This window comes from Paenibacillus sp. MAH-35 (genome assembly GCF_058135425.1).
This window is the reverse complement of the sequence record NZ_JBYUPU010000012.1, coordinates 71,709-84,357: the sequence shown is the minus strand read 5'-3', so window position 1 is coordinate 84,357 and position 12,649 is coordinate 71,709. Positions and strand designations below refer to the sequence as shown.

Sequence of the window (12,649 nt, the reverse complement as noted above, 5' to 3'; positions counted from 1 at the left end):
GCTGCATCTTACCTAGAGCTAGAGCGTGCCAGCAAACCCGCAATCGCCTTCATCCTTTGCGGTATGCCTTCGGGGCAAACCCCGTGTACTGCGCAAACACTCTGGAAAAATACAACGGGTCCGTATAGCCGACCTCGGCGGCAATCTCGCCGATGCTTTTGCGGCTGTCGCGAAGCAGCTCCTTTGCTTTGTCCATACGGATTTTGATCAGATATTGCACCGGCGACCAGCCGGTATACTTTTTGAACAGCAGCGACAAGTAGCTTTGCGATAACGAGACGTAATCGGCCATCGCTTTGCGGTCCAGCTTCTCGGGATACCGCACGTTAATGTAGCCGATCACTTTATTGACCAGCGCAAGCGCCGCTTCCTCGTCGCCCTTGGAACGGATTTGCTGGTTGAGCAGTTCGGACAGGAGGTTTTTGAAGGCCAGATTCACCTTCCATTCGTAACCGACCTTTTTGCTGTTCCAGCTGGCATGCATGTGCTGCAAAATGACAGTGGCTGCATTGGCGTGACGAAGCTTCGAGAACGGCTGGAGCGGCAGCTTATGCCCGCTATTCCCCGCTTCCAGCGACGGGCGGTTCCACCCTTCCCAGCGGACGAGCGCATAATGAAACATAACCGAGTAAAATTGAAGCGGGTCTTGCCTGGAGCTTATAAAATGAATGTCGTTGCCGGGAGACGAATACACGACCATGCCCGGCTGCAACGCCGTTTCCTCGCTGTTGTACACCAGACGGCCGGAACCGCCGCAAACGATCGACAATTTATGGATTTTGCAATATTCCCCGAACGCGTAATTCATTTCTTCCCAAAACGGGGTTTCCCGCTTCGTAATCAACCACACCTGGGGATGAAGCTGGTTCCAAAAGTCGTACTGATGCTGCATCGCGTCCCCACCTCCGCAAATAGGCTTCGCGGCTGTCCGCCGCTTGCCGTTGACTTACGCGCTAGGGTATTTCCGCGTGTCCGGCCGCCTTGCGTACATTTTACCACGAGGCTAGCTGCTCGCGTGTGAGCCGTTGCAACTGTGCGGTTGCGAGGTGAGGCAGCTCGTATTCCGGTACGCTGTTCAAGTAAAACCGCGCCTGAAACGACTCGTCCAGCACCTCGCGCCGAACGAAGGCGGCGATGCGCTCACGGACGGAAGCGTGCCGGCTGCCGATGCGCAGCAGCGCCAGCAGCGCGTACGATACATACTGAAACCGGTAATCGTCGGCGCTCACGATAAACTTGTTGCGAATCCAGCTCTCCTCCGGCTCCCGGCTGCCCGGCTCCGCAACGATCCGTTCCAGCTCGGGCACGATCTTCGCGTCCCCGAGCTTGCCCAGCAAATAAATGGCCGCATGCGCCCGGAACTGGCTGTACATATGGCTCGTGCCGGACAGAAACGCGTCGCGCTCCAGCACCATTTCGCGCAGCGCCGGGATCGCTCCCGCATCGCCGAGCAGTGCCAGCGCCAATGCGCTGTGCTTGCGCAGATGGCCGTCCTGCTTTTGCGCACACCATTCGCGCAGCGGTCCGATCATCGAGCCGCCTTGCCGCCTTGCCGACCAGATCGCGATGCCGGGTGTCTCGGAGCCAAGTCCGCTGCGGATGGCGTCTGGTTCGGTTAACCATTCGACCGTATCCGGCGCTTCTGACGCACAGCCGGTCTCATCCAGCAGCCGGCGCAGCTCGGCATAGGACACTTCGCGGACGGGTATGTTGTCGCGCACCGCCAGATAAGCGGCCTTGGCGGCGATCTCGCCGCACTTCTGCATGTCCCGCTTCATCCGGATGCAGGAAGCGAGATCGTGATCGACCGCCAGACTGCGTCCCGCCACCAGCAAATTAGTCGTTCCTTGCGGGATCAGCGCCTCCAACGGAACCGGTACGGCGATCCGCAGGCTCCACAATCCGCTGACGACCGACCATTCCTGCTGCAGATCGCTTTCCAGCGCCAGATCCTTGGCATGGTTGTCGAGATTGGCATAGGCGTAAAACAGCGGTTCGCTGGTCCATTCCCCCCGGACAAATCGTTCGAAGGTAAGCGTTGGATCTCCGTTAATAAGCCGTCCTTCGCGAATGCCCAGCTGCGGCGCCACCTTGAGCAGCCTGTCGCCTTCGCCGTAGGTGTGCTTCAAATGCGTCGGCAGCGTCGCGGAAGCGAGCAGCGCCTCCGTCAGTTCGGCGGTGTCGGTATGATCGACATATCCCGAGTCTGTATAAAACGACTTGACCCTCCCGTTGCGAAGCAGGGAGACGACGTTGGAATAAGCGTGCGTCGTCCCGTCGCTGTCGCGGCCGAAGCGGGCGGCGCAGCCGGCCATGACGGCAATCTCGGCGTCTCCGGAGCAGTCGATCACGACGCGGCAGCCCGCTTCCTGTACGCCGTCGGGACCGATCCACCGGATACCGGCAATCGTCCCGCCTTTCATGTAGAGGCCGATCGCCGTACATTCGTAGCGGATCGTGACGCCCGCTTGCAGCGCCGCTTCCTCCAGCGCCAGCTTTTTCGCTTCGACGCCGGCCCCGTCGGTGAAGCAGCCTTCCTTCTCGAGCAACGCCGCCCGCTCATCCAACTGCTCGTACAATCCGCCTTTGGCGCCGAAATAGTAATACGCGACATGACCGTTGGTGCCTGTGCCGCCCATGCTCGTCTGCCGCTCGATGCCCAGCGTGGACAATCCCGAGCGCGCGGCTGCGATGGCGGCTACCGCTCCGGCTGTACCCAGTCCAACTACGATCGCGTCATACGTTCGATCGAATCGCGGTTGGTCGACCGCGGTCGCCACGCTTTGCTTGTTGATCCATTGCAGCAGCTTCATAGGTCACCTCCTTCCTCGCCGTCAGCACGCCTTCCTCCAGCGCTTCCAGCAGATTCGCATATGCGCAGGATGGCAGCCGGGTCCAATTCGGACGGAGGACCGCCGGCCCTTTCCCGACGCGCTGATCGAACGTATCCGCGATGGCCGCGATCGTCCAGGGCTGCCAGGCTGCGGGACGACCGAGCCACGCCGTATACAGCTTCCGTCTGGCTGTCGGCCAGTCATCATGCGCCGCAAGCTCTAAGCTTGCGATCGCCTCGGACGCGAAGGGTCCGCGGTAAACCGACAAGCGTTCGTCGTACGATTCCGGCAGCGGAACCGACGCGTCCGCTTCCAGGTTCGCACAGTGCAGCAGCGCATTGATCCGCTTGTGGACGATTGCGGTCTCCTTCTCACCCGTCAGCGGCAAGCCGCCTGACGTCGTATCGACGATTCGCCCGGCTACGAGCCTCTCCATCCCGGATGCATGAGCCAATGTCACTTCATAGCCGTCCGGATGCGGGGCGATTCGCACAATTTGCGTCATCAGCAGCAGTTGAAGCCGTTGTTCCCGAATCCAGCGGCAGATGATCGGCAGAACAGCAGGAACATGCAGCCGGCGATCTGCGGTCAGCACTCCCCTGCGTTCCAGTTCCTCCAACAAGCGCCCGCCGGCCTCTGTCCGGGCTGTACGCGGCCACTGCTCGCCCGGGCGGTAGCTGCTAATAAATTCATGGCCGGGCTGCGAGAACGGCTCGACGACCAGTGCTTCCGGTCCCGACTCGCTCGAATATCCCAGTCCGGCAAACGTCGCGCCGACAATAAGCAGCGGGATGTGTTTCAATGGTAACGGCCCCCTTTCCAAACGACGAATCGTTTGCCCTAACTATACGGAAGGCGCCCGGAATTGAGAATGAAGAAAGCAATCGAAAACATGGAGATTCGTCTTCTTTACCGAAACTACACAATCACCCCCCGGTATTGGACTGTTGGATTACGGCTGCGGCGGCAGACGAAAAAAGCGCCCTTGGCGGACATCCACCACAAGGCGCTTCATCAGAATAACCATCAACTTATAGTTGGGAAACGGCGGATACTCCGTCCCCGAATTCGAACGGGAATTACACCGCCTATGAAACTTAACACGGCATTCCGACGTTGTCGTCGTGGTGTACTCCCTCTCATTCACAGAGCTGCTTATGTTCAAGTAAGCTTCCTAGTCTATCCGAAGCTGCTATGGAACGTGTAGCCGCTCGCCTTGGCCAACTGTTGGATTTCTTCGACTTCTTCCTCCCGAACGACGATAAGCACATAACTGTCGCTATTGATATCCAAATTGCCTAAAACGATGCCGTGAGGTCGAAGCGATTCATGCAATTTACACAAATGGTCGTAGGTGTGACTACCCGATCGGACGGCCTGTTCCAATTGCCGATCTGCCGCCGGCTGATGCCATCCTCTGCGATCCAGCAACGAATGGACGGCGAACAGGATGTCCTCTACGTCCGCTTTCCAATCGATTTCCCATACTAATCCTTGCTCGTCCAATGCATCCACAAGTGCAATCCAGGCCAATTCCGGTATCGGCTCCTCGATTCCCCGGTTCACCAACCGGTCTGCCCACTGCTCCACGTACAACTCCGGATGATCCAAGGCCAGAACGACTTCGCTCGCCACACTTTCGCCGTCAGCCGAAAGTTGTTCGCTTAAAGTGAGTAACGCAGTCCGTTTGACGACCGACGACTCCTGATCCACCGTTTCAACATCAGCGTTCGTTTCTGCTTTGCGTGATCTGCCCCACCATCGGAGCCAGCCCATCTCATATCCCCCTTTGAGAGAAACTATTACTAGTCATATTGCGAGTATAGCTCAAGCATATCATCAGCACAGCCGGCTATAATCGTATTTGCTTGTTCAGCATGATGTACGGCCTCAGCGTAAAGTTGCAGATTGAAACTAACGGAAGCCATTATTAAATGCCAATCTGCGTCCGAACTTCCCTTATCCGCGACCGTTTGCAGCAGCACATAGGCTTGCTCGAACGGGTCGGTCTGGTCAGAATAGTCTTGCAGAAAATTCAGTGCCCTTGCATATACCAAAATCATTTCATAGGACCACTGTTCCTGGGGGCTCTGCTGCAGGAGTGATTTGATTTTCATATAATTATCTGATACTTTCATTACATCCTGCTCTGCCTCAAGCTCGTATATATACTGCAAGTCAATCATTCAGCTGCACCTCACAGTCATTCTCATTTACTAAACTGCACGTTCCCTTTTCTGGATCTATGTGTCCGTTTACCACATAATTAAAGCCCTCCTTCCCACGGTAAATCCTTCTTTCGTTGCGCTTATTTTAGCAAGTATATCATCCACTATAACTTTCGTCTGCGTCTTATTATATCAAATTTCCATTAAACGGGTATTGTGCGGCGTGGCTTCCGTTGGAGCAGGTTTGTCTACTTCCCTCTCGAAGAAACACACTGATTTCCGGCCATCATCCATCAGGATATTAAAAAAGGACGCAACGAAAAGTTACGCCCCTGCAAGGAGTCACACGCCGTATCCTTATGTGTACTACAACTTCCCGTGCGTATTCGATCCGATCAGCGAAAGTCTGGTCGCGCGGATGACCGCTTCGTAGCTTACGGCGCTTTGTTCTGCTCCGATCGGACCTGCTGCGGGAAGCGCTACGGATTTGTCCTGAACGATGAACGCATCAAGATAAGCATCCGTACCTGCGCCAGCTCCCGAAGAGAACAGGAAGTGGGTGACGACGGTTCCCGGATGGGCGGCCGGGATTCGCCCTTTATGAGCGCCGTTCACATACACATCGGCCCCGGCATCCGACAGATCGAAATCAAGGCGAATATCGGACCATTGATTTAAGGGCAGCGTCGTCCGGACCGGCAAATCATGAAAGATGCCCGAAACAGCCGGGACGGTTTTGACGGTCATCATATTTTGCAGCTCGTAACTGAACGTATACGCCGTATCCGTGTAACGCTGATGCACCTTTACGTAACGCGCATCCGCGGACAAGCCGCCCAGTGTAATGGTGCCGCCGGAGTTGCTGAACGTCCAGCCCGTTAGTTCCGTCCAATCGCCCATATTCGTATCGCTTGTATACACGGACAGATCGCCTGCGGCCAACCGGTTCGATCCGTCGCTATCCCGAAGCCGGATTTCCTTGATCGTCTCCACGCGGCCCAGATCGACCCCGACGCTGCGGCTCCCGTAATCGAGGGCAACGGGCCCGGTATAAGTAAAATTGCCTAAATTCCCGGCGAGCGGATTCGTATCTCCCGTCAAATACCCTGTCAAAGGATGATGCTCCGCCGTCTGGACCGTCAATATGTCCTGCAAGCCGTTTACGAATGTAAAGCCGGTGTCCGGGTAACTTTGATGAACCTTGATGTATCTCGCTTGAACCGATAACCCGCCAAGCACAATGTTCCCATTCGTTTTGGCAAATGTCCACCCGTTCACCGGCACCCAGTCGCTGGCGTTCGTATGGCTCGAGTAGACGGACAAGTCGCTTGCGGTCAGCCGATTGACGCCGTCATTGTCCCACAGCTTGATCGACTGAACCGTCTCCACCGCGCCAAGGTCGATTCCGATGCTGCGGCTGCTGTAATCCAATCCGAACGAACCGCTAAAGCCAAAATTGCTTATATTACCGCTATCCGGATTGGTGTCTCCATTCTTAAAGCCGATTTGACGGGACGCCTCGCCGGTTTTTACCTCGATCATATCCTGAAGCGTGTTGACGAATGTAAAGCTGGCGTCGCCGAAGCTCTGGGCAACTTTGAGATAACGCGTTTGAACCGACAATCCGCCGATCGTAATCGTTCCGTTCGTCTTGGCGAACGTCCATCCCGTCACAAGCGTCCAATCGCCTTCATTCGTATCGCTGACATAAACAGACAGATTGCCCGCTTGCAGCCGGCTGCTGGCGTCGTTATCGTACAGCTTGACCTCCGTGACGCGCTCCACCCGGCCCAGGTCTACGCCGATGCTGCGGTTTTTATAATCTAGGGCGAACGAGCCGGGAAAACCGAAGTGGCCCAAATTGCCCGCGGCCGGATTCGTATCCGAATCCAAAAATCCCGTTTTTCGCGTATTTTCGGATTCCTGCACATCCGAATACTTCAACGTTCCGTCCGGCGCAGCCTGCAGCAGATATGCCGTTCCCGCCGAGTTCCAATGCTGAGAGTAACCTTCCTGCAATGACATGTACAGACCGTTGCCGAAGCTAGCGCCGTAAACCGAAAATGAGACGCTGCCTTTAACGGTTGCAGGGAATAATCGGGATGCGGACGTAATCGCCAGATTGTCGATATTATCATATAAGCGGAGGGACTTTTCCCCTTGCCTGGCCTGATTGCCGCTTACCGCTACGACGCCCGGTCTGGTCGACTGCCACCAGTAATCGTTGGATAAGCTCTTTCTGTCATTCGGAGCCGCTCCTCCCCTTACATATTCGAAATCATCCATCGCGCCGTGACTGCGGCGTAAAAACCTGGAGAAATCTTCAACGAGCAAACTCGTTGCTTTCGTCCCGGACCATGCGAATAAATAAGCATCCTCTCCGGCGGGAACCTTATCCGACTCGGTAACCCAGCTATCCGTATACCAGCCGGGCGAAGACAGCCGCGTCCGTCCGAGCAGATCCCGGTACCCCTTCCAGGTAAGGGCCTCGTCGTTGCTATAAGCGACTGTCAAATTATTGCGATAATTGCTCGTCATCCCCATTGCGTTATGCCCGGACCAGTTGAACAAAAGGGTGCCGTCGGCATCGCGGCTCATCGCAGGCAGCGTATTCGAGCTCAAAATATCGCTGTCCGCCACCGCCGACCATGTCTCGCCCTGATCGGTGGATACGGACATGCCGAAAACCGTTTTATCCGCCCTCTGTTGGCGCAAATACATAAGCAGCGTCCCGTCGGTTCGTTCAATGATCGCCGACTCCGATACGCCCCCTTCTCCTCCGCTTGCGGGAATCGTCAGGTCGCTCGCGCTTTTCGTCCAGGAAACGCCGCCGTTATCCGAATAAACGACGCTGGCGGCGAACGCTCCGTCATTGCTGTAGACGAACGCGAACGGTATGACTAGACGTCCCGTGCTGAGCCGAATCGGATTGGTATACGTAAGCGCATAATGAATCGGGTTTCCGAGCGCAGACTGCATGCCCGTCATTTGCAGCGGTGTGCCAAAGACCGGTTTGCCATCGGCAAACCCCGTAGATTTGACCACAAAGAGATCGGTGCGGCAAACCGACGGGTCCAGACAGTTGCTCATGCCCTCCCATACCCCATAGTAGTGATAAGAGTAAAAGGCGATAAAAACTTCGCCTGAAGCCGGATCAACGTACGCTCCGCCCGGGCTGTCCGTCGAAACGCCTGAACGGCTTCCCGGATCGATCAGCGGCTCGGCGGCCGTCCACGTTCTTCCTCCGTCGAACGAAAATTTGGCGTGAATCCCCTTCACGGCGTTCGTTTGGGCGATCAGCATCAAGGTGCCGTCCTTCAGCCGCACCGGTTTGATATTGCCCCCGAAGCCGGGATCGTTATGCACCGTAAGCGTCTTATTGCCATACTCCACTTGCAGCACCTCTTGACCCCCGCCGACGAAAGAGGCTGCCGGATTGCCGTAATACATATAGATGTCCAGCGACGCCAGAGCCGTCATAGCCGGGATGCGAACGTAAAAACCGCCATCGTCCATGTAAAAAGGCATTTCCTTCCCATCGGCTCCCGCAAAACGCACATCGCGGAAATCGGGCTGCATGCTGCCGGCCGAAATAAGCGCCTCGACCCCTAGCGCGCTCTTCTCCACGTAAACGGCCCGGTCGTAAATCGCCACGTTATTCGGATTGGCAACCGTTATCGGCTTGCGATACAGCCAGTCCCCTCCCCCGCTTGCGGTCCAGCGTCCCGGAGGCACATCGAATACGCTCATCATGTCCTGCACGTTCGAAACGGCAAACTCCGGATCGGCGTCGTCGAAATGATTATGTATTTTGACGTACCGGGCCGTCTCGGAGAAATTGTACAGAACGATTATCGGGCCAAGCTTCAGGAAATTCCAATCTGTCACTTTAGAATAGCTGCTGTTATCCTGGCTGATGTAGAGAGACAAATCGCTCTTCTCCAACCGGCTTGCGCGTTCTCCGGCGCGAAGCTCGATCGTGTTGAACGCCGTGACGCTCCCCAAATCCGTTCCGATGCTGTTTAAGCCGCTGTCGAGCGCAAAGGCTCCGCTTGCGCCGAACGACGTCAACGACCCGGTTTGCGGGTTCACATCGCCAAGAACGACTCCGGCAACCCCGGCCCGCTGTCCCGAAACGGAGACCGTCCGTTCAGGCAAGGGCGTAGCACTGGCAACCGTCACGAAGGTAAGCGTTTCCAAACCAAACGAAGCAAAAACGAGAACCACGCACAGCAAAACCCGCAAACCCATCATCAAACATTTCATCGGTTACCTCCTGTTATTATGGGCCAGCCTTTCGCGTTATGCGAAGGGCCGGCCGCTCGCTATATCCGGCAAGCTTGTATTGCGGCAAAACCTCTCAGGATCACCCCCGCTCCGACTCCACCCAAACCTCCGTCACCCGCGGGCTGTTGCCGCCATTGACGGCACCGAGCGCCAAACGGTACTGCACCCAGCGGCCGGCTTGCCGCACATCGGCTGCAGACTGGCCGTTCTCGAACCATGCTTCCGCGGCGCCCCCCGGACCTTGCCACACGGCTTGCTCCAGTTCCTCGCGGCTGTCCGCGAATCGGAGCTGCGCCTTCACCCACGTTTTCGGCTGAAGCTCCGCCTCCCAGCCGATACGGGCGGCCCGCTCTCCTTCGGGAAGCTCGTGCGCGCTCGATATGTAGAACTCCTCCGGGCCGCGATCGACGATATTGCCCGGATCTACGGACATCATGCCGTGCGGCCCCATAGTCGGCAGCTTCGTCGTCCGCTTCGGCGAAAAGCCTTCCGGACCGTTCCACATGACATAGGAGTATCCGACATGATCGCCGTACGTTTTATGATTCGCGATCGCGAGATCGGTCCAGCCGTCCTCGTCAAAATCGATCGCCATCGCGCCGCACGACGAATGAGCGGGCAGCTGCAGCCGATTTTCCGCCGAATAGCGGCCGCCTGGCTGTCCCCAATACAAGTATGCGTCGATATCGCGTTCCCGGCCGCTGTTATAGGAGGTGGCAAAAATATCGAGAATACCGTCCCGGTTGAAATCCGCAATCGTCAGCGCATTCGCGGTATGGGCCGGCAGCTGAGCGCGGCGTTCCTCGCGATACCCTTCGGGTCCGCCCCAATAAATGTAAATATACGATTCGTACTTCGCGTTTTTACCCATGACCAGATGACCGCCGACGATCAGATCAAGCCAGCCGTTGCCGGTCAGATCGGCCGCCTGTGCACAAATGCCGCCATCGCAGTTGAGACGGGTCGAACGCTCCATCGAATAACCATCAGGCCCGCCCCAAAGAATATAGCTGCAGCCGAATATTTGCGAGACGAACAAATCCAGCCAGCCGTCGTTATTAAAATCCGCCGACAGCATCCATCTGGGCTCCCGGTAAGCGAGGCCGACAGGGTCCCCGTACGAATGCAGCGCTTTAACCGGAATGTACTCCTTCATATTCGGGTCCATCAAGATGCGCTGCGGATTCGCCGTATCAAAGCCGTCCGGTCCGCCTTTGAAGATGAGCAGCTCCGGGTTGCTGACGCCGACGACCGCCAGGTCCAAATAACCGCTGTGGCGGAAGTCGCCGACCGCGGTGCCATGCGCGCGCAGCGTTGGAAAAATCTGTTTATGGTCCGGATCGAAGCCCTCCGGCCCGCCCCAATAAAGGAACGATCCCGGGTCGAGATGCGGGGCGTTCTCCGCGCAGTTGGCGATAAACACATCGCCCCAGCCGTTATCGTTGAAGTCGCAGCAGATCGAATCGACGGCCGCCCAGCCCGGAAATTCGATGCGGCGGCTTTCATCGAAGCCGTTAGGGCCGCCGAGATAGGCGTAAGCCGACACATCCCCTCTCACCCGTCCCGACACATGGTTGATAAAAATGATCTGCGGACGCTCGGCGTCGGAAGTCCGTCCAATCAGTGCCGTCGCGGCGTCATGCGTAACCAGCCGAATCGGGTCGGCGAGTCGGGCCTCTTCGCTGCACTCAACCTGCTGATGAACTTTATAAATCAGCGACTCCGTCGTATTCATCACGTTCGTCCGGCCTTGGCAGAGGACAATCTCCGGCACGCCGTCGCCGTCCAGATCGCCGATGCTGACATCGCGAGCGCTGATCGTCGGCAAGGCCGTCCGCCTGTCATCCCCGAAGCCTGCCCCGCCGCCCCAATAGATCCAGGACAGCTCGCTTGCATCCCGATCGGCGCAGACGGCGAGTACGATTTCTTCACAGCCGTCGCCGTTCAAGTCCGCCGCTCCTGCGGAAACAACGTTACGGCATCCGATCACAAGCGGCTCGCCGATCGTCCGGTCGCGGCCGCAAGGATAAAACGCCGCCGCATCGTTCTCCTGACGGAACAAGAACGGATTCCCGCCAAGCTCGACGATTTTCGGCGTCCAGCCTTCTACGAAGGTCATCCAGCCTGCTGTCGTGCTAGCCAGCTGCCGGGAGCTGGGGTCTTCCCCGCCAATCAGCGTGCTGGCCGACAGCTGCAGCCCTGCGGGGCCTCCCCACAGTACAAGCGGCGGCCGCCCCTTCGTCCGCACATATAGATCGGCGAAGCCGTCGCGGTCGATATCGCCTGCGGTCATATGCGTCACTTCCATGTCCAGCGTCACGCTGTCCGTATGGCGGAAGCCGTCAGCCGTCTGATGGTAGACGACGATCTTTCCGTTGCTAGCAAAAGCGATATCCGGCAAGCCGTCCCCGTTAAAGTCACCGATTGCAACCGCGCGGCAATTCGGAACGGGCAGCTCCGTTTTGTAACGTTCGCTAAGACCTTCCGGCGAGCCGTAATAGATGTACGCCGTCACATCGGCATGCGTGCCGTTGTGCTGGTTGGCGATGACAAGATCCTCATAGCCGTCGCCGTTCAAATCGCCGATCGCTCCATAATAGGAGCCGGCCGAAGGCAATTCGAGCCGCTCCTCCTGACAGAACGGATGAGGATAAACATAAACCGGAGGCCGCTCGCCCATGTCCTGGCTGTTAACGAACATTACGTCCGCATACCCGTCCCGGTTGATATCGAATCGAAAAATGCGTTGCAGTACGCCTTTGCGGGACACGTACAAATTTTGCCCGCCATTACCGAAGGTTCCGTCCGCAAAATCCTCAAAACCCCGTTCTCTCCAAACGCTGCCCATGTGTTTCCCTCCATCAGCTAATCCGTTGTACCGGCAACTGAGATACTGCCGCACAATATATTCGCGGCGACCTTCCGCCTCTTAGTCATCCTGTGTTCGCAGTCGGTGTTACCGCCACTCGTCATTCTCCAGGATCGGAACTCGTACAGCTTGACATCGTTGACGACGACCGGCTTCAGCGGACGATGTGTTAATCAGATGTGTTGATCAGATGTGTTGATCAGAAGTGTTAATCAGGTGTGTTAATTAGACGTGTTGATCGATTCTGTTGATCGCTCGTCTCTCTGTTGCCGCGCACCTTTAACTTCACGAGTGATGACGCTTTCATTTCCCGGATTGCACATCGACTACCTTTCAGGAATATCGGACAGCCCCAAAACCTCCTCTATCAATAAGTGATATGGTCATACCATACTACTACAAATAGTATACTTGCCATTTTTATAAGTCAATCCCCTTATGCTTTCATCCGTTTCATCAACTATACGTGGAGTCCGTTGCAGGCTGAGCCC

At 56.8% G+C, this 12,649-nt stretch carries 7 protein-coding genes; all 7 read right to left on the bottom strand.

Going from position 1 to position 12,649, the window contains the following annotated elements; all coding sequences use genetic code 11:
* Nucleotides 1–49: 49 nt before the first annotated feature.
* Nucleotides 50–892, bottom strand: coding sequence for an AraC family transcriptional regulator (locus AC3Y2E_RS15460; RefSeq protein ID WP_379211751.1), 843 nt, complete (start codon nt 890–892; stop codon nt 50–52).
* Between the two features lie 100 nt (nt 893–992).
* Nucleotides 993–2,813 carry an FAD-dependent oxidoreductase gene (locus AC3Y2E_RS15455; RefSeq protein ID WP_379211749.1) on the bottom strand — a complete coding sequence of 607 codons (1,821 nt, stop codon included), beginning with the start codon at nt 2,811–2,813 and terminating at the stop codon, nt 993–995.
* Nucleotides 2,737–3,636, bottom strand: coding sequence for a hypothetical protein (locus AC3Y2E_RS15450; protein ID WP_379211747.1), 900 nt, complete (start codon nt 3,634–3,636; stop codon nt 2,737–2,739). The genes AC3Y2E_RS15455 and AC3Y2E_RS15450 overlap by 77 nt, the downstream gene beginning before the upstream one ends.
* Before the next feature lie 377 nt (nt 3,637–4,013).
* Nucleotides 4,014–4,610: a DUF6630 family protein gene (locus tag AC3Y2E_RS15445; RefSeq protein WP_379211745.1), complete on the bottom strand. Its 597-nt coding sequence runs from the start codon at nt 4,608–4,610 to the stop codon at nt 4,014–4,016.
* Between the two features lie 29 nt (nt 4,611–4,639).
* A complete protein-coding gene (locus AC3Y2E_RS15440; protein ID WP_379211743.1) occupies nt 4,640–5,020 on the bottom strand; it encodes a hypothetical protein in 381 nt (126 codons plus the stop codon).
* 348 nt (nt 5,021–5,368) lie between these two features.
* The gene (locus tag AC3Y2E_RS15435) at nt 5,369–9,268 is read right to left on the bottom strand and encodes a DUF2341 domain-containing protein (protein ID WP_379211741.1); all 3,900 of its coding nucleotides are present in this window, start codon (nt 9,266–9,268) and stop codon (nt 5,369–5,371) included.
* A 100-nt stretch (nt 9,269–9,368) separates the two neighbouring features.
* On the bottom strand, nt 9,369–12,137 hold the full coding sequence (locus tag AC3Y2E_RS15430; RefSeq protein ID WP_379211739.1) for an FG-GAP repeat domain-containing protein: 2,769 nt from the start codon (nt 12,135–12,137) through the stop codon (nt 9,369–9,371).
* Nucleotides 12,138–12,649: the final 512 nt, after the last annotated feature.